This is a genomic window from Vibrio splendidus, from assembly GCF_003345295.1.
Lineage (GTDB): Bacteria > Pseudomonadota > Gammaproteobacteria > Enterobacterales > Vibrionaceae > Vibrio > Vibrio splendidus_K.
This window is the reverse complement of the sequence record NZ_CP031055.1, coordinates 2,729,304-2,749,098: the sequence shown is the minus strand read 5'-3', so window position 1 is coordinate 2,749,098 and position 19,795 is coordinate 2,729,304. Positions and strand designations below refer to the sequence as shown.

18 protein-coding genes are annotated in these 19,795 nt (G+C 43.9%); 8 read left to right on the top strand and 10 right to left on the bottom strand.

Annotated elements, in window-relative coordinates:
* Nucleotides 1–14 precede the first annotated feature (14 nt).
* On the top strand, nt 15–1,124 hold the full coding sequence (locus DUN60_RS12060) for a PilT/PilU family type 4a pilus ATPase (RefSeq protein WP_114634024.1): 1,110 nt from the start codon (nt 15–17) through the stop codon (nt 1,122–1,124).
* A 331-nt stretch (nt 1,125–1,455) separates the two neighbouring features.
* On the opposite strand, the gene ruvX is transcribed toward DUN60_RS12060, so the two are convergent.
* From ruvX to metK, 8 genes are all read right to left on the bottom strand, one after another.
* On the bottom strand, nt 1,456–1,878 hold the full coding sequence (gene ruvX / locus DUN60_RS12055) for a Holliday junction resolvase RuvX (protein ID WP_017075420.1): 423 nt from the start codon (nt 1,876–1,878) through the stop codon (nt 1,456–1,458).
* A 55-nt stretch (nt 1,879–1,933) separates the two neighbouring features.
* Nucleotides 1,934–2,497 (bottom strand): YqgE/AlgH family protein, encoded by a 564-nt coding sequence (locus DUN60_RS12050; RefSeq protein WP_114634023.1) that lies wholly within the window; start codon nt 2,495–2,497, stop codon nt 1,934–1,936.
* A gap of 116 nt (nt 2,498–2,613) precedes the next feature.
* Nucleotides 2,614–3,564: a glutathione synthase gene (gshB, locus tag DUN60_RS12045; RefSeq protein WP_004735482.1), complete on the bottom strand. Its 951-nt coding sequence runs from the start codon at nt 3,562–3,564 to the stop codon at nt 2,614–2,616.
* A 9-nt stretch (nt 3,565–3,573) separates the two neighbouring features.
* A complete protein-coding gene (rsmE, locus tag DUN60_RS12040; protein WP_065205683.1) occupies nt 3,574–4,305 on the bottom strand; it encodes a 16S rRNA (uracil(1498)-N(3))-methyltransferase in 732 nt (243 codons plus the stop codon).
* Nucleotides 4,306–4,464: 159 nt separating this feature from the next.
* Nucleotides 4,465–5,196, bottom strand: a complete 732-nt coding sequence (locus tag DUN60_RS12035) for an endonuclease (RefSeq protein ID WP_114634022.1) — start codon at nt 5,194–5,196, stop codon at nt 4,465–4,467.
* A gap of 97 nt (nt 5,197–5,293) precedes the next feature.
* A complete protein-coding gene (locus tag DUN60_RS12030; RefSeq protein WP_114634021.1) occupies nt 5,294–5,794 on the bottom strand; it encodes a SprT family zinc-dependent metalloprotease in 501 nt (166 codons plus the stop codon).
* 78 nt (nt 5,795–5,872) lie between these two features.
* Nucleotides 5,873–6,670: a DUF2189 domain-containing protein gene (locus DUN60_RS12025; RefSeq protein WP_017087219.1), complete on the bottom strand. Its 798-nt coding sequence runs from the start codon at nt 6,668–6,670 to the stop codon at nt 5,873–5,875.
* A 368-nt stretch (nt 6,671–7,038) separates the two neighbouring features.
* Nucleotides 7,039–8,193, bottom strand: a complete 1,155-nt coding sequence (metK, locus tag DUN60_RS12020) for a methionine adenosyltransferase (protein ID WP_004735487.1) — start codon at nt 8,191–8,193, stop codon at nt 7,039–7,041.
* Between the two features lie 377 nt (nt 8,194–8,570).
* Between metK and tkt the strand changes: the two genes are divergently transcribed.
* The 5 genes from tkt (at nt 8,571) to mscS (ending at nt 15,636) form a co-directional block, all read left to right on the top strand.
* A complete protein-coding gene (gene tkt / locus DUN60_RS12015; protein ID WP_114634020.1) occupies nt 8,571–10,565 on the top strand; it encodes a transketolase in 1,995 nt (664 codons plus the stop codon).
* A gap of 214 nt (nt 10,566–10,779) precedes the next feature.
* Nucleotides 10,780–11,829 carry an erythrose-4-phosphate dehydrogenase gene (gene epd / locus DUN60_RS12010; RefSeq protein ID WP_114634019.1) on the top strand — a complete coding sequence of 350 codons (1,050 nt, stop codon included), beginning with the start codon at nt 10,780–10,782 and terminating at the stop codon, nt 11,827–11,829.
* 166 nt (nt 11,830–11,995) lie between these two features.
* Nucleotides 11,996–13,159: a phosphoglycerate kinase gene (locus DUN60_RS12005; protein WP_065102942.1), complete on the top strand. Its 1,164-nt coding sequence runs from the start codon at nt 11,996–11,998 to the stop codon at nt 13,157–13,159.
* A gap of 155 nt (nt 13,160–13,314) precedes the next feature.
* Complete coding sequence (gene fbaA / locus DUN60_RS12000; RefSeq protein WP_004735492.1) at nt 13,315–14,391, top strand: class II fructose-bisphosphate aldolase; 1,077 nt, start codon at nt 13,315–13,317, stop codon at nt 14,389–14,391.
* Nucleotides 14,392–14,769: 378 nt separating this feature from the next.
* The gene (gene mscS / locus DUN60_RS11995) at nt 14,770–15,636 is read left to right on the top strand and encodes a small-conductance mechanosensitive channel MscS (RefSeq protein WP_065205680.1); all 867 of its coding nucleotides are present in this window, start codon (nt 14,770–14,772) and stop codon (nt 15,634–15,636) included.
* 109 nt (nt 15,637–15,745) lie between these two features.
* Here mscS and DUN60_RS11990 read toward each other — a convergent pair whose 3' ends face one another.
* Nucleotides 15,746–16,375 (bottom strand): LysE/ArgO family amino acid transporter, encoded by a 630-nt coding sequence (locus tag DUN60_RS11990; RefSeq protein WP_004735360.1) that lies wholly within the window; start codon nt 16,373–16,375, stop codon nt 15,746–15,748.
* Between the two features lie 142 nt (nt 16,376–16,517).
* Between DUN60_RS11990 and DUN60_RS11985 the strand changes: the two genes are divergently transcribed.
* Together DUN60_RS11985 and DUN60_RS11980 are read left to right on the top strand one after the other, a co-directional pair.
* Nucleotides 16,518–17,414 (top strand): LysR family transcriptional regulator ArgP, encoded by an 897-nt coding sequence (locus DUN60_RS11985; protein ID WP_029222260.1) that lies wholly within the window; start codon nt 16,518–16,520, stop codon nt 17,412–17,414.
* A 110-nt stretch (nt 17,415–17,524) separates the two neighbouring features.
* The gene (locus DUN60_RS11980; protein WP_108123496.1) at nt 17,525–18,238 is read left to right on the top strand and encodes an oxidative stress defense protein; all 714 of its coding nucleotides are present in this window, start codon (nt 17,525–17,527) and stop codon (nt 18,236–18,238) included.
* A gap of 120 nt (nt 18,239–18,358) precedes the next feature.
* On the opposite strand, the gene serA is transcribed toward DUN60_RS11980, so the two are convergent.
* Complete coding sequence (gene serA, locus DUN60_RS11975; protein ID WP_017077788.1) at nt 18,359–19,588, bottom strand: phosphoglycerate dehydrogenase; 1,230 nt, start codon at nt 19,586–19,588, stop codon at nt 18,359–18,361.
* Nucleotides 19,589–19,795 lie beyond the last annotated feature (207 nt).

The following is a 19,795-nucleotide window of genomic DNA, read 5'->3' as shown; positions in this document are numbered from 1 at the left end:
TCAAGGTGAACAAAATGGAATTGAATCAAATCCTTGAGGGGATGCTTTCTCAAAAGGCTTCGGATCTTTATATCACTGTCGATGCTCCGATCTTGTTTCGTGTGGATGGTGAACTTCGCCCTCAAGGAGGTAAGCTGAATTCGGCTCAGGTCGCACAGTTGCTTGACGCGATGATGGATCAAGACCGACGTGATGAATATCAGCAAACGCGTGAGGCTAATTTTGCCATAGTGCGTGATTTTGGTCGTTTTCGTGTGAGTGCGTTTTTTCAGCGAGAGCTACCAGGAGCGGTCATTCGACGTATCGAGACTAACATCCCAACCTTTGAGCAATTAAAGCTTCCTGATGTACTGCAAGACCTGTCAATTGCAAAGCGTGGACTTGTGCTGGTGGTTGGGGCGACGGGCTCCGGTAAATCAACCTCGATGGCTGCGATGACAGGTTATCGCAATACTAATCGTTCCGGGCATATTTTGACGGTTGAAGACCCAATTGAATTCGTTCACGAACATAAAAAGTGTATCGTGACTCAACGTGAGGTTGGGCTAGACACTGAGAGTTACGAAGTTGCACTTAAGAACTCGTTACGTCAAGCGCCAGATATGATCTTGATTGGCGAAATCCGGAGCCGTGAAACCATGGAATACGCGATGACCTTTGCTGAAACGGGTCATTTGTGTATGGCAACCTTGCACGCCAATAACGCTAACCAAGCGTTAGAGCGTATTCTCCACTTGGTGCCTAAAGAGCAGAAAGAGCAGTTCTTGTTTGATCTGTCGATGAATCTACGTGGTGTGGTCGCTCAGCAATTAATCCGAGATAAGAATGGCAGCGGTCGTCATGGTGTGTTTGAGATTCTACTCAACAGCCCACGAGTATCTGATTTGATTCGTAAAGGTGAGCTACATGAACTCAAGTCGACAATGGCTAAATCAAAAGAGATTGGGATGCAGACCTTTGACCAAGCTTTGTATGACTTAGTCGTAGCAGGCAAGATTAGTGAAGAGGATGCGTTCCACTGTGCTGATTCTGCTAATGACTTACGCTTAATGCTAAAAACCAGACGCGGTGATGATGACTACGGAACTGGTGCTTTGGCTGGCGTGAAGATTGATATGGGTTAGATAGAGTAGGTCCTAAAGAAAAACGCCCGAGTTAAGAGACTCAGGCGTTTACAAAGAGCTAAATCAATTTTCATTTAACGTACCGTGTTGTCGACGACTGTCATCGTAATATCTATTTCCGCTAGTAAAGCTGGAATTAGTTTTACCATCATTCATATAACCAGCATTGCTAGATCCAGTTGAACTGCATGCTGATATTGTTAGAGCTGCGAAGATTGCTAGAATAATTTTCATATGAACTCCCACGTCCTTATTATGAATTGCTCTGGCACTACGGCGTGATATTCGTGTGGGATCATAAGTTAGCTCAAACTTTACTTACTTAATTTTTCTAAGAATATTGTGCTTCAAACCAACTTTCTAAAATAACAACGGCAGATTGGTTATCGACATTGCCTTTACTTAGCGCTTTGTAGCCACCCATTTCAAATAGATCCGCTCTTGCTTCTGTTGTTGAGAGCCTTTCATCGTGTAGCTCAACATCCACACCAAAGCGACCTTTGAGGCGATTGGCGAACTTTTTTGCTCTAGGGGTAATAGCTGCTAAATCTTTACCATGAAGGTCTGTAGGCAAGCCTACAACGATAAGGTTTGGTAGCCATTCTTTGATTTGCTTTTCAATATCATCCCAGTTCGGGATGCCATCTTTCGCCTTAAAGGCTTTTAAAGGGCTGGCTGTACCTGTGATTTCTTGTCCTATCGCACTGCCGATACTTTTTGTACCGTAGTCAAATGCCATAATTGTTCGTGACATGGGGTTTCCAAATTAATCTGTGTTTGAGAGTTTATATACTGAGTCTGAGTCTGAGTTAGGCGTGACCAGCGTCTGCTGAAAGCTGAGCCGCATTAATGCCTAACATCTGCACGGCGACTTTCCAGCGGTCTGAAATTGGCGTATCGAAGATGACCTTTGGATCTGCTTCTACGGTTAACCATGAGTTCTCGGTCAGTTCGATTTCCAGTTGCCCAGGTTCCCATCCTGCATAACCAAGAGCGACTAGATAATTCATCGGTTCATCTTCTGTACCTAATACCATCAAGATATCTTTTGAGGTTGTCACCGATATTTGATCCGTCATGCTGATACTGGATTGATAGCTGCCTTTAGGTTTGTGCAAAATAAATCCACGGTCTTCTGCGACTGGCCCACCATTCAATACAGGCTTATCAAGACTTGCTTGGTTGGATTTTGGCTGGTCAGAATCAACCTCAACTTGCTTAAGCATGCTACCGACAGTGACATCGATAGGGGCGTTGATCATCAAACCCATCGCGCCTTCGTCATTGTGCTCACAAAGGTAAATCACCGAATTTTGAAAGTATGGATCTTTCATTCCGGGCATAGCAACCAGAAAGTGGTTCGTTAAATTCATAGAGCCTCCTGCCAGTGTGTTCCCAGTAAAGGAAAAAGAGCGGCGTAAAGCCGCTCATTGTTCTTTGCCTAGATATTTTTGTGTTTTCGAATAGCTAAGACTTTCTTTAGTTTAGGCTATTTAGCGTTAACGCGACGCTCAATTGCATCCATTAATTTACCTGTAACTGAAATATCAAAAGCGGCTTCAATTTCACGGATACAAGTAGGGCTAGTGACGTTAATTTCAGTCAGCTTGTCGCCGATAACATCAAGCCCAACAAAGATTAAGCCTTTCTCTTTCAGTGCAGGAGCAACTGCTCTTGCGATAGCCCAGTCTGTTTCACTTAGCGGACGAGCTTCACCTGTACCGCCAGCAGCAAGGTTACCTCTAGTTTCCCCTTTTGCAGGAATACGAGCTAGACAGTAAGGCATAGGTTCACCATCAACCACAAGAATACGCTTATCACCATTGCTGATGTCTGGAACAAAAGTTTGCGCCATTGCGTAGTTCTGACCGTGGTTAGTCAGTGTTTCAATGATCACTGATACGTTTGGATCTCCCTCTTTCACTCGGAAGATAGACGCGCCGCCCATACCATCAAGTGGTTTTAGAATCACGTCACCGTGTTCTTCTCGGAACGCTTTAATTTTTTCAGCTTTACGAGTCACGATGGTGGTTGGTGTCAGTTCAGGGAACCAAGCCGTGAATAGCTTCTCGTTACAGTCACGTAAGCTTTGTGGCTTGTTTACGATCAGTGCGCCGTTCTCTTCAGCACGCTCAAGAATGTAAGTTGCGTAGATGTATTCTGTATCAAACGGAGGATCTTTACGCATCAGTACCGCATCTAAATCAGAGAGAGCGATAGTCTGTTCTGATTTGAATTCGTACCAGCCGTTTGGATCTTCTTTTAGTTCAACAACCTTAGTGTCAGCAATGGCTACGCCTTGATCTAAATGTAGATCATCCATTTCCATGTAATGGATTTCGTAACCACGACGCTGAGCTTCAAGCATCATGGCAAAGCTAGAGTCTTTTTTGATGTTAATGGATGAAATTGGATCCATTACGATGCCAAGTTTGATCATTTTTTTCTCCTAGCCTAGATCGCCAAAACGGACTTGTAAGGCAGTAATTGCGGTTAGAGCTGCTGTCTCGGTACGAAGTACACGTGGGCCGAGTAGCGTCTCTTCAAATTTGTATTGTTCTGTCATACCGATTTCTTCAGCTGACAGTCCACCTTCTGGACCGATCAATAGGCGTACCTTACTGATGGGTTCTGGAAGGGTATTAATTGAGTATTTTGCACGAGGGTGCAGGTTTAGTTTTAACGCTTCACTCGGTTCGCTGCACCACTCTTCAAGTTGCATGATTGGGCGAATAACTGGAACCGTATTACGGCCAGATTGCTCACATGCAGCGATAGCAATTTTCTGCCACTGCGCGAGCTTTTTCTCGAAGCGTTTAGTATCAAGCTTAACGCCACAGCGCTCTGAAATAAGAGGGGTAATGGTGTTCACACCAAGCTCAACCGATTTCTGAATCGTGAATTCCATTTTGTCGCCACGTGAAATCACTTGGCCTAAATGTAAGTCTAACGGAGATTCGCTGCTGCGCTCGACACGTTCAGTAACATTAACTGTGACGTTCTTTTTTGATACTTCAGCAATTGTCGCAGGGAATTCAGCGCCACTGCCATCAAATAGAAGAACATCTTGACCTTCTTTCATACGAAGGACTCGACCAACATGACCCGCGGCATCTTCGCCTAAAGCGAGTGAACCTAACTGATGAATGCGTTCTGGGTGATGGATACGAGGGATTCTCATGCTGGTAAACCTATAAATAGTGTCATTTGGGTATTTTGTCTCTGCCTAACATGGATGCTTTTAGTTGAAAAAACAAGGGTAGAGCAAGAGTTTCAGGGGCAATTCTGAAACTCTTGTTTGAGATGGAGGCAATTGGAGATGTTGGTTGCCTGAGTCGTGTTATTTACAAGCAGGGAAAACAAATGGGTTGTGATTACCTTGGATCGCATAGATTCGCTCATCACGAGTACATTCCCACTTATCGACAGGGAATTGCTTGTTCCACGCCATCATCAGGTTAGTCTGCTGCTTAGATAGCTTGAAACCATACTCTTGGCTCATATAAAGATAAGTCCGTGCGATAGAACCTTTTGCTCTGTCTGGCGGCATAACTTTACGCTGTTTGAAGTTGACCTGCATTTCACACTGACCATAGCTCACGCCATCCATTCCATTCCACTGACTGAAATTGTAATTGGAGCGATCACCATTAACCTCACCAATTGCCGGAGTTAGATTATGAAGGTCGGCTTCCATCGATTTAAATATTTTGTCATTGCGAGTGCAGTTCTTACGTCCGCCATCTTGCCAGCACTGACGCTGGTGGCCAAATTGCCAAGCTGGAACTACGTGTTCCCACTCAATGCGGGAAGCGCGCTTTTGCTGTTTTCTCACTTGATAACCACAGCCGTCGAGGTCGGGGATACCTTTCTTTTTGTCTTTCCAAGTAATGTCACAACCACAATAAAATGAAGTCGGATGATCGAGATAAATCTTCACTGCTTCTTTTTTAGCTTTAGAGAATGAGCTTGGTGGAGCGGCGAAAACGCTTTGAGTTACCAGTAGGCCAAATACCATTGATAAGTAGAAAGGCACCGATAGGCCAAATGCTTTTTGAGTGGTTTTTTGCATGGAAAAAGACTGATGAAAGTATGATAAACAACAGTCTAGCACTCAAATGTTAGTTCTCTCTATTACATTTATTCATGTTACCTTGTGAGATTAAGACTTAGCTCAATTGAAGGCCGGTAAAAGCTAAGGTTTGCTGACATTGTTGGCAACGATACGTTGATTGGTTACGGATGACTTTGTTGTGTCTTCTAATCGACAGGGGATAAGTAGTGCAATCACAGCAGTACTCAAAGGTTTTTCCCTGAACTGAGGTGATCTCCAAGCTGTGGGTGGTTCTGGCCGGTACATTGAATACCTTTTCCATCACGTATTTCCACTCATTCCCGTGGGGCCTAACTCGTCCGAAGACCTGATGTGTGATCAGATGTGCGAGTTCATGAGGCACGACTTCGCTAATAAAGGCGTCTTCATTTTCGCTGAATAGTACTTGGTTGAGTTTTATCTCGTTTAACTGGAGGTAGGCTTTTCCCGCTGCCTTTCCTCTTAACTTGTAAGTGACGGTTGGGCATGGAAATTCACGAGAAAAGTGTTGATTAGCAATAGCTAGGCATTCGCCCAGTTTCTTATTTACTCGATGTTGTTGCGGGGTGTAAGACAAGCGTTGTTAACTCCAAAAAAAACCTCAGCGTTTAAGCTAAGGCCTCATCATAACATTGCTCATCGATCGTGAAACGATTTAAACGTGATGTTTCTTTTTGATGACTTCGTGGTAAGCATGCCATGTTCCGTAGCCAAGTAATGGCATCGTTACAATCATACCCACACCGTAGGTCGCGAAGCCGACTAAGATACCTGTACCAATGATACCCGCCCAAACGACCATCGCAGGGATGTTTGATTTAACAGCGTTGAAGCTAGTAAAAATGGCACTCATTACATCTACACGTCTTTCCATCATTAATGGAATCGAAAATGCTGAGATGCTAAATATCAGGCTAGCGATAACCAACCCAATCACTGAACCCGTAATCAGGAATGGTGCAAACTCGCTTAATGGTGCTCCTTGTACGGAAGGGTAGAGCGCATGCAATAACGCAGCAATCCGCATCCAAAAGATCATTGCAACCATTAACACAATCGCAAAGGCCCATTGGTGGGTGGAGTTGCGAGTAATTGCTTTCATTGAGTGGAACAAACTTGGGGAATGTCCTTTCTCTCTTTCCCAGCTTGCGTCATATAGGCCTAGAGCAAGAAAGGGTCCTATCAACATATAGACTATCAAGCTTGGCATGACGACTAGGTGTGTTCCTTGCCATTGGACTAGTTGCACGATGGCGATGGCCGCAGCCATGAAACACAATCCGTAAAATGCGCTGATTATTGGCATTTTCACTAAGTCATGCAGTGCAAGCGATAACCAGTGGAATGGGGCGGATATGCTTACTTGGTTACAAGGAATGGTGCGAGCGTAATCCTGATCGCTGACCTTGTGTTTCTTATCGTTTAGTTCGGATGGGTGCACGGTACGAGGCATAGATCCCCCTAGTTAAATAACGTCCTAGTTATAATTCCACAAGGCTCTGAAGTATCGCTTACGAGAGCGTTATGGTGTTGAGCTAAACTGCTCTTTGTCATCCCAGTTATTGTTCTTGCGTACATTTAACGAGCGTTATCAGACTGAATTAATTTGAGTTAAATGTGAGCTTGACCGCCTAGGAGTTACCTTAACTATTGTCAGTAGTGCTAGAAAACACAAATTATCAGCGGATTTTTATACTAAGTGGTTAACGGTAAAGAAGACTTGGACAGGATGTTCTAGCAGGGGAAGGTTTGGTAAGTACATAAAAATAAAGCCCTTACTAAGAAGTAAGGGCTTTAAAGAAACAAATCGCAGTGGCTAAATTATTTTAGGCCAGCGAAGTCCGCAAGGATTGCTGCTTTGTCCGTCGCTTCCCAAGGGAACTCTTCGCGACCGAAGTGACCGTATGCAGCCGTCTTTTTGTAGATAGGCTGAAGAAGGTTCAGCATTTCTTGAAGACCGTATGGACGTAGGTCGAAGTTTTGACGAACAGCTTCAATGATGATCTCGTGAGCTACTTTCTCAGTACCAAACGTTTCAACCATGATAGATGTTGGATCTGCAACACCGATAGCGTAAGACAGTTGAATCTCACAACGGTCAGCCATGCCAGCAGCAACGATGTTTTTCGCAACGTAACGCGCTGCGTAAGCTGCAGAACGGTCAACTTTTGATGGATCTTTACCAGAGAATGCACCGCCACCGTGACGAGCTGCGCCGCCGTAGGTATCAACGATGATCTTACGACCTGTTAGACCACAGTCACCCATTGGGCCACCGATTACGAAACGGCCGGTTGGGTTGATGAAGAAGTTAGTGTCTTTATTGATCCACTCAGCAGGAAGTACTGGCTTGATGATCTCTTCCATTACCGCTTCACGTAGGTCAGGTGTTGTTACTGAATCACAGTGTTGAGTTGAAAGAACAACTGCGTCGATACCAACAATCTTACCTTGGTCGTATTGGAACGTAACTTGAGATTTCGCATCTGGACGAAGGAAGTCAAGCTTGCCGCTCTTACGTACTTCAGCTTGCTTCTTAACAAGAAGGTGAGAGTAAGTAATTGGAGCTGGCATTAGGATTGGTGTTTCGTTAGTCGCGTAACCAAACATGATACCTTGGTCGCCTGCGCCTTGATCTTTAGGATCGGCTTTATCAACACCTTGGTTGATGTCTGGAGACTGCTTACCAATTGTGTTTAGTACAGCACAAGAGTCTGCGTCAAAGCCCATATCAGAATGAACGTAACCAATTTCACGAACTGTTTCACGAGTGATTTCTTCGATATCAACCCATGCAGACGTTGTTACTTCACCGCCAACCATAACCATGCCGGTTTTTACGTAAGTCTCACAAGCAACACGTGCTTTTGGATCTTGTTCCAGGATGGCATCAAGAACAGCATCAGAGATTTGGTCTGCAATTTTATCTGGATGGCCTTCTGAAACAGATTCAGAAGTGAATAGGTGCTTAGCCATGAGAGCTCCACTTTTAGTTTAGTTTTTAGTTGCAAATAGTTAAATGCAAATAATTTTAGGCGTCGCAAGCTAGGAAGCGCCGCCATTAAATACAGTATATTTTGTAGGTGTTTCTACATCTAGACGGCTATTTTAAATTCCAGCGGTCGAATTACAAGCTCTTTTTTATGATATGTCATAACTAATCGTTTGCGTATCGGTCGAGATAACACATTGCTAAGTGATGTAAATGTTCGAAAATTGCGAAAAGTGACCGTTAAAATGCCAGTAAAACGTTTGCAGTCGCTAAAGTCGTTTGAGAGAATACCCGCGCTAATAAAAATGAAAATTTTAGCATCAATCTCTTTTTTAAATCGCTTATGTACTCAGGAGCAGACATGCCTTCTCGTAAAGATCTAGCCAATGCAATTCGCGCACTTAGCATGGATGGCGTTCAACAAGCAAATTCAGGCCACCCTGGCGCACCTATGGGTATGGCTGACATCGCTGAAGTTCTTTGGCGTGGTCACTTGAACCACAACCCAGCAAACCCAGAGTGGGCTGACCGCGACCGTTTTATTCTGTCTAACGGCCATGGTTCAATGTTGATTTACTCTCTGCTTCATCTTGCAGGTTACGAGCTTTCAATTGAAGACCTTAAGAACTTCCGTCAACTGCACTCTAAGACTCCTGGTCACCCAGAGTACGGTTACGCTCCTGGTATCGAAACGACTACTGGTCCTCTAGGTCAAGGCATTACTAACGCTGTTGGTATGGCGATGGCTGAGAAAGCATTGGCTGCACAGTTCAACAAAGAAGGCCACGACATCGTCGATCACTTCACTTATGCATTCATGGGTGATGGTTGTCTGATGGAAGGTATCTCTCACGAAGCATGTTCTCTAGCAGGTACGCTAGGTCTTGGTAAGCTGGTTGCTTTCTGGGATGACAACGGTATTTCTATCGATGGCGAAGTTGAAGGTTGGTTCTCTGACGATACACCTAAGCGTTTTGAAGCATACGGCTGGCACGTAATCCCAGCAGTTGATGGTCACGATGCTGACGCTATCAACGCGGCTATCGAAGCAGCTAAAGCGGATCCTCGTCCAACGCTTATCTGTACTAAAACTATTATCGGTTTTGGTTCTCCAAACAAAGCGGGTACGCACGACTGTCACGGTGCTCCACTAGGCGCTGATGAAATCACAGCAACTAAAGCGGCACTTGGTTGGGAACACGGTCCTTTCGAAATTCCAGCGGATATCGCAGCTGAGTGGAATGCGAAAGAAGCGGGCGCAGCGAAAGAAGCGGCTTGGAATGCTAAGTTTGACGCATACGCAGCGGCTCACCCAGAACTAGCAGCAGAATTTAAACGTCGTACTAATGGCGAGCTTCCAGCTGAATGGGAAGAGAAAGCAAGCACAATCATTGCTGACCTTCAAGCTAACCCAGCAAACATCGCATCACGTAAAGCATCTCAAAATGCACTAGAAGCGTTCGGTGCTATGCTACCTGAATTTATGGGCGGCTCTGCTGACCTTGCGCCTTCTAACCTGACTATGTGGTCTGGTTCTAAGTCGCTAACCGGTGAAGACTTCTCTGGTAACTACATCCACTACGGTGTACGTGAATTCGGTATGACCGCAATCATGAACGGTATGGCTCTGCACGGCGGTTTCGTACCGTACGGTGCAACGTTCCTAATGTTCATGGAATACGCTCGTAACGCTATGCGCATGGCGGCTCTGATGAAAATTCAGAACATCCAAGTTTACACTCACGATTCTATTGGTCTTGGCGAAGATGGTCCAACTCACCAACCGGTTGAGCAGATTGCTTCTCTACGTCTGACTCCAAACATGAGCACATGGCGTCCATGTGACCAAGTTGAGTCTGCAGTTGCTTGGAAGTTGGCTATCGAGCGTAAAGATGGCCCATCTGCACTTATTTTCTCTCGTCAAAACCTTGCACAGCAAGATCGTGACGCTGAGCAAGTGGCTAACATCGCTAAGGGTGGCTACATCCTGAAAGATTGTGAAGGCAAGCCAGAGCTTATCCTTATCGCGACTGGTTCTGAAGTTGAACTAGCCGTTAGCGCTGCGACTGAACTAACAGCTGAAGGCAAGAAAGTACGCGTAGTATCTATGCCTGCAACTGACGCTTTCGATAAGCAAGACGCTGAATACCGTGAGTCTGTACTTCCAGCTGACGTAACAGCACGTATTGCTGTAGAAGCTGGCATCGCTGACTTCTGGTACAAGTACGTTGGCTTCGGTGGCAAGATCATCGGTATGACAACGTTCGGCGAATCTGCACCAGCAGGCGAGCTATTCAAGATGTTCGGTTTCACTACTGAAAATGTAGTAAACACTGCAAAAGAGCTTCTTGCTTAATCATTGATTGCTAGCCTTGTGCTAACAATGAAATGAATGAAAAAACCGAGCTCTAAGCTCGGTTTTTTGTATCTGGGATTTGTTTTCACTTAGACTAATACCTACAAGCAACAGATCAATCTGTCATAAGTAAGCTGAATTATTCAAGTAATGCCTTTTAGGTAGGATTCAGTTATCATCTGTTGCACGAAATTTTGGTTAGATGTACGGAACTATGCTAAAAGTCGCGATAAACGGATTTGGAAGAATAGGGCGCAATGTATTGCGCGCTATCTATGAAAGTGGCAAAAGCCAACAAATCAAAGTAGTAGCTGTCAATGAGCTTGCTCAGCCTGACGCTATGGCTCACCTATTACAATACGATACCAGTCACGGTCGCTTCGGTAAGAAGATCTCCAACGATCAAGAGCACATCTATGTCCATCATGGCATTGGTGCAGAAGATAAAGGAGAGTTTGATACGATTCGTATCTTACATCTTGCTGATATTGAGTTGTTGCCTTGGCGTGACCTTGAGGTTGATATTGTTCTCGATTGTACAGGTGTTTACGGTTGTCGAGATGATGGCCTAGCGCACATTGCTGCAGGGGCAAAAAAGGTTCTGTTTTCACATCCTGGTGCGAATGACCTTGATAACACCATTATCTATGGTGTTAACCACGATACCATTGAAGCTGATCATCGAATCGTTTCTAATGGTTCATGCACCACCAACTGTATTGTCCCTATCATTAAGGTGCTTGATGATGCCTTTGGTATTGAGTCCGGCACGATTACGACCATTCACTCTTCAATGAATGATCAGCAAGTTATTGATGCATACCATAGCGATTTGCGTCGTACTCGAGCTGCAAGCCAATCCATCATTCCTGTCGATACCAAATTGCATAAAGGTATTGAAAGAATCTTCCCGAAATTTTCTAACAAATTTGAAGCTATATCTGTGCGTGTGCCGACGGTAAACGTCACTGCGATGGATTTAAGTGTCACAATTAATGCAAATGTGAAAGTTAATGACGTAAATCAAACCATTGTTAATGCATCCCAGTGTACATTACACAATATAGTTGACTATACTGAAGCGCCGCTCGTTTCCATCGACTTTAATCACGATCCCCATAGCGCAATTGTTGATGGTTCACAAACTCGAGTGAGCAACGGCCACTTAGTAAAAATGCTTGTGTGGTGTGACAATGAATGGGGCTTTGCAAACCGAATGCTGGATACGGTTCTTGCAATGGAAGCTTCTGAAGGCAAGAAGTAAGACCTAGAAGCAAATGTGCGGATTATTTATTTTTTAGCTTGAATTAAATGCTAAGTGTCCACATATTACTAGTAGTTAAAGAATTACCAGTTGAATAATTTATAGGCTTAGCAGGGTTGCTGAGTTTCCAAAACTTTATTTTTATTTAAATTTGAGAGGACAAATCATGTCTGTGATCAAGATGACTGACCTGGAACTTGCAGGTAAACGCGTATTTATCCGTGCTGACCTAAACGTACCAGTAAAAGACGGTAAAGTAACTTCAGATGCACGTATCCTAGCATCTCTACCAACTATCAAACTTTGCCTAGAAGCTGGCGCAAAAGTTATGGTTACTTCTCACCTTGGTCGTCCTACTGAAGGCGAATACAACGAAGAGTTCTCTCTAGCTCCTGTAGTTAACTACCTAAACGACGCACTAGACTGCGAAGTTAAGCTAGCGAAAGATTACGTAAATGGCCTAGAGCTAAACGCTGGCGAACTAACTGTTCTTGAAAACGTTCGTTTTAACAAAGGCGAGAAGAAGAACGAAGAAGCACTTTCTAAGCAATACGCTGCACTATGTGACATCTTCGTGATGGACGCATTCGGTACAGCTCACCGTGCTCAAGCTTCTACACACGGCGTTGGTACTTACGCTCCTGTAGCATGCGCTGGTCCTCTTCTAGCTGCTGAGCTTGAAGCGCTTGGTAAAGCAATGGACAACCCAGCTCGCCCACTAGTGGCTATCGTTGGTGGTTCTAAAGTTTCTACTAAACTAACCGTTCTAGAATCTCTTTCTAAAATCGCTGACCAACTTGTTGTTGGTGGTGGTATCGCGAACACGTTCATCGCTGCTGAAGGCCACAACGTAGGTAAGTCTCTATACGAAGCTGACCTAGTTGAAACAGCTCAGAAGCTAATGAAAGAGTGTGCTATCCCAGTAGCGACTGACGTTGCATGTGCTAAAGCATTCGACGAAAACGCAGAAGCTGAAATTAAGCACGTTTCTGAAGTTCAAGACGACGATATGATCTTCGACCTTGGCCCAGATTCAACTGCAGCTCTAGCTGAAATCATCGGCAACGCAAAAACGATTCTTTGGAACGGCCCGGTAGGCGTATTCGAGTTCAAAAACTTCGAAGCGGGTACTGCGGGTATTTCTAAAGCAATCGCTGACTCTGAAGGTTTCTCAGTAGCAGGCGGTGGTGACACACTAGCAGCTATCGACAAGTTCGGTATCAAAGCAGATGTTTCTTACATCTCTACTGGCGGCGGCGCTTTCCTTGAGTTTGTTGAAGGTAAAGTACTTCCTGCAGTAGCAATGCTTGAAGAGCGTGCTAAAGCGTAATTGATTTAGAAAGGCGAGATGTGAATCTCGCCTTTTAACGTTTGCTGCATATCACACTTTTTTGCTAGAATGGCATAAGTTGTGAGCAAACGATTGCAAATTTTTAAACTTAAGTTTTTTAATCTTAAAACGATAGAATAAATAGGACTATTTCCATGTCTAAGATCTTCGATTTTGTAAAACCTGGTGTGATTTCTGGCGATGACGTACAGAAAGTATTTGAAGTAGCAAAAGCAAACAAATTTGCTCTTCCTGCAGTAAACGTAATCAACACTGATACTATCAACGCTGTTCTTGAAGCTGCTGCTAAAGCAAAAGCTCCAGTTGTTGTTCAGTTCTCTAACGGCGGTGCTGGTTTCTTCGCTGGTAAAGGCGTTAAACTTGAAGGTCAAGGCGCACAAATTCTTGGCGCTGTAGCTGGTGCAAAATACGTTCACGCAGTAGCAGAATCTTACGGTGTTCCAGTTATTCTTCATACTGACCACGCTGCTAAGAAACTTCTTCCATGGATCGACGGTCTACTAGACGCTGGTGAAGAGTTCTTCGCACAAACTGGTAAGCCACTATTCTCTTCTCACATGCTAGACCTTTCTGAAGAGTCTCTAGAAGAGAACATCGAAACATGTGCAGCTTACTTAGCTCGCATGGCTAAACTAAACATGACAATCGAGATTGAACTTGGTTGTACTGGTGGTGAAGAAGACGGCGTTGATAACTCTGATATGGATGCATCTGAGCTTTACACTTCTCCTGAAGATGTTGCATACGCATACGAGAAACTAAACGCAGTTAGCCCACGTTTCACTATCGCAGCTTCTTTCGGTAACGTACACGGTGTTTACCAAGCTGGTAACGTTGTACTTACTCCAACTATCCTGCGTGATTCTCAAGCATACTGTGCTGAGAAGTTTGGCATTGCAGCTGACGCTCTTAACTTCGTATTCCACGGTGGTTCTGGTTCTTCTGAAGCAGAAATCCAAGAGTCTATCGGTTACGGCGTTATCAAAATGAACATCGATACTGATACTCAGTGGGCTTCATGGGATGGCGTTCGTACTTACGAAGCTGAGAACCGTGATTTCCTACAAGGTCAAATCGGTAACCCAACTGGCGAAGCTGCTCCAAACAAGAAGTTCTACGATCCACGCGTATGGCTACGTGCTGGTCAGTCTTCAATGGTTACTCGTCTTGAGAAAGCATTCGCTGACCTTAACGCTGTAGACGTACTGTAATTCTTTGAATTAAGTACTCTTTAAGTTTTAAAAACCCGCTCATTGAGCGGGTTTTTTTATGTCTGATAAAAACTTGTACTAAATATGTAAAAAACCTAGCGTGCGGTGAATAAATTTCGTAGTCTTTTAGTTATCGGTATTTGTGCTTATTGGTAAGTTTTATTAATTCAAAAGCTTACATAAATATGACTTTGCAATCTGTCAAAGATAGGATATCGTGCCGAAAAATTGAACTTGGTTCAGTTTATAAAAAAGGACTTGGCTTTAATTTACTTTTAACACAACGACTTAATATGAGTTATACGGTTTATTTTGTTGTTGGGTAAGTTTGGCTTAAGGCAGTTTAGCTCATAGCATATTATATAGAGGATGCACATTATGGCTGATAGTTCGACAGCGATTGAGACTCCACTTGTGGATGGTCTGTCTCACGCAGAACAGTGGTTAACAAATAACTCAGATCTGTTTATTCAATACGGTGTAAACATTATCTCAGCACTGATAATTCTATTTATTGGTAACCTTATTGTTAAAGCAGTAGCGAATAGCGTGTCTAAGGTTCTTCAGAAGAAGAAAATGGACCGAGCAGTTGTGGAGTTCGTCCATGGTTTAGTTCGTTACTTGTTGTTTGTTATTGTTTTAATTGCTGCACTTGGTCGTCTAGGCGTTCAAACTGCATCTGTGGTTGCTGTTATTGGTGCGGCTGGTTTGGCTGTTGGTCTTGCACTACAAGGCTCACTATCTAACTTTGCTGCGGGTGTACTTATCGTTGCATTCCGTCCATTCAAGTCTGGTGACTACGTGGAAATTGGTGGTGTAGCGGGTTCAGTAGATTCAATTCAGATCTTCCAAACCGTTCTAACAACACCAGACAACAAAATGGTTGTAGTACCTAACGGCAGCGTTATTGGTAGCCCAATTACTAACTACTCTCGTCATGATACGCGCCGTATTGATCTAATGATTGGTGTTTCTTACAACGCCGATCTTCAAAAGACAAAAGCGCTACTGACTAAGATCTGTGAATCTGATGAGCGTGTACTGAAAGAGCCTGGCGTTCAAGTTGGTGTTCACACACTAGCGGATTCTTCAGTTAACTTTGTTGTTCGTCCTTGGGTCAGCACTGCTGACTACTGGAATGTTTACTTCGACCTGATGCAAGCAATCAAAGAAGGCTTGGATAACGAAGGTATCGAAATCCCATTCCCGCAAGTGGATGTACACATGAATAAAGTAGAAGCTTAATTTCTAGTTAGTTTTTCTAGCTATAAGCTTTTATAAGGAAAGGCGGATAACTTAGGTTATCCGCCTTTTTTGATGAGTTAAGTTTGTGGATGACTCAATATGAACGGATTTAGCCGTACTGCTCAATGAGTCCATTGGCGAGTACAAGTGCAATAGCGAACATCATGGTTGCTACCGCGATATCGATGCCTTTCTTAACTTTGGGTTTCGATAGCGTTGGGCCTAGCTTTGCAGCGCCTAATGACAAAGAGTAAAACCACACGAATGAAGCTAAGATAGTCCCCATAGCAAAAGCTATTCTATCGTTGCCTTCAAACTGCCCGCCTATGGATCCAAGAATCACTACAGTGTCTAAATAAAGATGCGGGTTTAATACGGTTACTGCCAATGCACCTAAAACAACGGTGCGCTTACCACGAGCCAGTATCTCACCCTTTGATTCATCACTAGTACGTGTTCTGAACGCACTGCGCAATGACAATAAACCATAAACGGTTAGGAATGCGATACCACCCAGTGTCACTGAGGTGAGCAGTAATTCATTTTGCGACAGGATCGCTCCGCCACCAAAGATACCTAATGAAATGAACAAGGTATCGAGTAGGCTACAAATCGTCGCTGTGGTTAGGTGGTGATTGCGTTTAATCCCTTGATTTAAGACGTACGCGTTCTGAGCGCCTATAGGGATGATCATGCTCGCCCCTAGACCAAAACCTTGCAATAAAACCCAAAAATTCATTTTAACCTCCACTTATTTAACGATATTTACGTGCTATATGGCGAAGATACTCCGACCCCTTAAATAAGTATAATTAATGATTTTAATCTATTATTAGAGTTGCTAATGTGGGCGGTAATCAGGTCAAAAAGGAAGCAAGTTGATGCGTGGATTGGATTATAAATGGATAGAAGCACTGGACGCTGTGGTGAAACAACGCAGTTTTGAAAGGGCAGCCGAGCAGTTATATATCTCCCAGTCTGCGGTGTCTCAACGCATCAAACAACTGGAAAAATGGTTAGCACAGCCTGCTCTGGTAAGAGAGAGCCCACCAAGGCCAACACCAGCAGGAAAAAAACTGTTGGGTTTGTATCGTCGTGTTCGCTTGTTAGAGCACGAGCTTGTCCCAGAGTTGATGAACGAAGAGGGAACTCAACCTCTTTCTCTGTCTATTGCGACCAATGCTGATAGCTTGGCGACATGGTTACTTCCTGCGTTATCTGATGTGATGAATTCACGTCAAGTTGAGTTGAACCTCGCGATTCATGGTGAATCAAGAACCATTGAGAAGATTAAAAGTGGTGAGGTTGCTGGGGCAATCAGCCTCGAACCTCAACCTATTCCGGGTTGCAGTGCGGACTATCTTGGAAGAATGGATTATGTGTGTGTGGCGAACCCTAGCTTCCATCAACGTTACTTCTCTGATGGAGTGAACTATTCGACACTAACCAAAGCCCCAGCGGTTTCGTACGACCAATACGATGATCTGCATAAGAAGTTTTTGCATGATCATTTTAACGTCCCGAGAGATAGCGTGATCAATCATACTGTCGGTAGTTCAGAAGCATTTGTACGCTTGGCATTGTCGGGCGTTGCCTACTGTTTGATTCCTCGATTGCAGATTATCGAGGAGCTAGAGTCTGGTGCTTTGATTGATATTACGCCCGGCTTTTTATTGTCTTACCGAATCTATTGGCACCATTGGCAATTAGAGAGCGGGGTATTAAAAGAGATATCTCAAGCGATATTAAATTATGCCCACAACCACTTACCTCAGTAAGCTGTTGGTTTTTGCAGCGTCAAAGTTGTGTTAGAAGTCCTGTCGCGGGATTGGTTATGTGACAAATTGCTCTATGATAAAAGAACATTTGTTCAGCATAGGTCTACCTAATGAAGTTTGTACCAAAGATGTTAGCAACGTCTCTTACTCTTACTGCAGCATTGAGTGCTGTGAGTTTTCCATCATTGGCTGACTCGCCATCTTTTCCACATATTTCAACGACAGGCTATGGTGAAGTGATCGCGACACCAGACATGGCGACATTTTCAGTTAGAGTCGTGGAATCGACGATGACTGCTGAACAGGCTAAAAACACAGTTGATAAAGTGGTGACTGGCTTTCTAAATAAGCTACATCAAGCGGGTGTTGATGAGGCGAATGTACACAGCTCTAACCTGTATTTATCTCCTCAGTATCATTACCCGAAAAATGGTAAACCTGAACTGGTTGGTTACCGTGCGTCACGTAATGTGACCGTTCAAGTAAATGAGTTAGCGAATCTAAATGAGTATATGGATATTGCTATCGGACAAGGTATTAACCAAATCGATAATATTCAGCTTCAAGTTCGCGACCAAGCTAAGTATCAAGAGCAAGCGCGCTTGGAAGCCATAAAGGATGCTCGATCGAAAGCTAAGTCATTAGCTGGCGGTTTTGAGCGTGAGTTAGGTGATGTCTGGCGCGTGGATTACAACGCACAATCTTCTCAGCCTGTATTGATGCGTTCAATGGCGATGGATGCGAGAACCGAGTCGAATTCTTATGAAGATTCAACGATCACTATTCGTGATCGAGTGAATGTGATCTACCAACTAGAAGAGTAGTGAACATACCTCTGGAAGGGATTAGATCATCATGATCTATTTACCTACAGTAGGCCAAATACTAAAAAGGCTCTCATTACGAGAGCCTTTTCTATTTTTACTTATGATCTAATTCGATGATTAGTGAAGTAGACGAGCACGAATTGTGCCTTCGATCTCTTTCAGTTTAAGCAGAGCTTCTTCTGAACGATTCGCTTCCACGTCGATAACCACATAACCCATATCTGCTGCAGTTTGTAAGTACTGACCTGCGATGTTAATCCCTTCCTCTGCGAAGATGGTGTTAATTTGAGTTAGGATACCCGGACGGTTTTCGTGAATGTGCAGCAGGCGAGAAGCACCTGTATGCAATGGTAATGATACTTCAGGGAAGTTAACACTTGATAGCGTTGAGCCATTATCAGAGTATTTTGCAAGCTTACCTGCTACTTCAACACCGATGTTCTCTTGTGCTTCCTGAGTTGAACCACCCACGTGAGGCGTTAGGATCACGTTATCGAACTGCATCAATGGTGACTCAAATGGGTCAGCATTGGTTTTAGGTTCTGTTGGGAATACATCGATTGCTGCACCTGAAAGGTGACCAGAATCTAGAGCGCCGCACAGAGCTGGGATATCTACTACCGTGCCACGTGCTGCATTGATAAAGATAGAACCAGGCTTCATGCGCTCGAACTCTTCTTTACCCATCATGTTCTTCGTTTCATTGGTTTCAGGTACGTGCAAAGAGATCACGTCACACTTGTTCAGCAAGTCAGTCATGGTATGAACTTGAGTTGCGTTACCCAAAGACAGTTTGTTTTCGATATCGTAAAAGTAAACTCGCATACCCAGGTTTTCAGCAATAATACCTAGCTGAGTACCAATGTGACCGTAGCCAATAATACCTAAACGCTTACCACGAGCTTCGTAAGAGTTGTCAGCACTCTTTTTCCAGATACCACGGTGAGCAAGAGCATTCTTCTCTGGGATACCGCGTAGTAGCAATAGAACTTGACCAAGAACTAGCTCAGCAACGCTTCGAGTATTTGAGAACGGTGCATTGAAAACAGGTATACCGCGTTTTGCTGCCGCTTGAAGGTTAACTTGGTTAGTACCAATACAGAAACAACCGACTGCAACTAGCTTTTCAGCTGCATCAATAACTTCTTGGGAGATGTTGGTGCGAGAACGGATACCAATGAAATGAGCATCTTTCACTGCTTCAAGAAGTTCATCTTCAGGTAGTGAGCCTTTATGGTACTCAATGTTTGTGTAACCAGCGGCTTGCAGTACTTCTACAGAAGAAGGGTGAAGACCCTCTAGAAGTAGAATTTTAATTTTTTCTTTTTCCAGTGAAACTTTGGCCATTGTTCTCGTCCTTAAAATGGAAAGGTTGGGCAAATGCGGCGCACGTGCTACAAAACGGCTAAAAGAGGAACTTATTCACCATTTTGTCAGGAGACAAACGTTTTCCCTGTGCGTCTTCTGAACAATAAAGTAACAAAAAAAAAATGTTTTGGGTAAGAAAATTACGGAATAAGACATAATTTTACGGGCGAAAAGCAAAAAAAACGG